This is a genomic window from Nocardia sp. NPDC003482, from assembly GCF_053588115.1.
In genome coordinates, this window is record NZ_JBSFPI010000068.1 from 1 (window position 1) to 1,332 (window position 1,332).

The 1,332-nt window shown below is 63.0% G+C and carries 2 protein-coding genes and 1 pseudogene; 1 reads left to right on the forward strand and 2 read right to left on the reverse strand.

What is annotated here, in order from left to right:
- The coding region (locus ACWDSJ_RS37825) for a tetratricopeptide repeat protein (protein WP_450037680.1) at positions 1–418 on the reverse strand (418 nt) is incomplete at its 3' end.
- Positions 419–502: 84 nt separating this feature from the next.
- Here ACWDSJ_RS37825 and ACWDSJ_RS37830 point away from each other — a divergent pair.
- A complete protein-coding gene (locus tag ACWDSJ_RS37830) occupies positions 503–703 on the forward strand; it encodes a hypothetical protein (RefSeq protein WP_450037682.1) in 201 nt (66 codons plus the stop codon).
- A 9-nt stretch (positions 704–712) separates the two neighbouring features.
- On the opposite strand, the pseudogene ACWDSJ_RS37835 reads toward ACWDSJ_RS37830, so the two are convergent.
- Positions 713–1,332, reverse strand: a pseudogene (locus tag ACWDSJ_RS37835) (IS5 family transposase); the annotation flags it as partial.

Here is a 1,332-nt window from a genome sequence, read left to right on the forward strand (position 1 = left end):
TTTGAAGGATCACGCGGTGACCACCCTCTACTCGGCTACGACACGCCACCACTTCGCTGGCGTCCGGTCGTACACCATCCTGCTGGACACAACCCTCTTTGTCGGAAGGCGTAGACGCCAACCGGTTGGACGGCAAAGGTCTAGTATCGGTCTCGCTGAGGGTGGCGCCGAGCGTGCGATAGATGATCAAAGCTTCTCGGAAGAGACTAATCGCTTGTTTGTGGTTGCCGCTTACGCTTATGACGCGCCCGAGATCGGCGAGAGCGTTGGCTGTTCCGATAAGGTCCTGCAGTTCGTCGTGAATGACCGAAGCTTGTGCGAGCAGATCGATGGCTTGCTCGTCGTCGCGGAGCGATGCGACTACTCCGAGGTCGGTGAGGGTCGTCGCTTCTCCTGAACGGTTTCCAGTTCCTGACAAGGCCTAACCATCGTTTTCGGGGTACCTGTATGGGATGCAAACAGGCAGGCGGCCCCAAATCCGAGGAAGCGACGAGGTTTCGTCATGATGCTGTTCGGCGTCGCATTGATAGGTTGCGGATTCCTGGCGTTACAGATGGCTGCGAATTCGCATTGCGATGACCGGCCCGATGCCAGTCCCGATGTTTATGCCGAGTTGTTCTCGCCGATGTATTCCACCGGCATTGGCGACGCGGTTGGCACAACATTCGGTTCCGGCTGGGTCTTCGTTCGATTCAGCGTCTAAGACGGTGTCTCACATGGCTGCTCTGGCTTTGGTCAGCTTCTTGAAGCCGGTGAGTGCTGCGGCGAGGGTCAGGAAGCCCAGGAAGTGAGTTCCCTTGCGGTCGTAGCGGATCGCCAGCCGGTGATATCCGGTCAGCCACGAGATCGTCCTCTCGACCACCCACCGGTGACGGCCCAGACGCTGCGTGGACTCGATTCCCTTGCGGGCGATACGCACCGCGATCCCGCGCCGCCGCAGCCACCGCCGCAGCTCCACGTGGTCGTAGGCCTTGTCGCCGTGCGGCTTGTCCGGTCGGCGCCGCCGCGGGCCTCGCCGCGACCGCACCGCCGGGATCGCTTTCACCAACGGCTTCAACGCCTGCGAATCGTGCACGTTGGCACCCGAAACCGCCACGGCCACAGGGATTCCCGCTCGATCGGTCAGCACGTGCAGCTTCGAGCCGGGCTTACCGCGGTCGGTCGGATTCGGACCCGTCAGGCCACCCCCCTTTTCGCCCGCACGCTCGCCCCGTCGACCACCGCCCGCGACCAGTCGACCAAACCCGCCGCACCCAGCTCATCCAGGACCGCCCGATGCAACCGACGCCACACCCCCGCCTCGGTCCACACCGTGAACCGCCGATGCGCCGT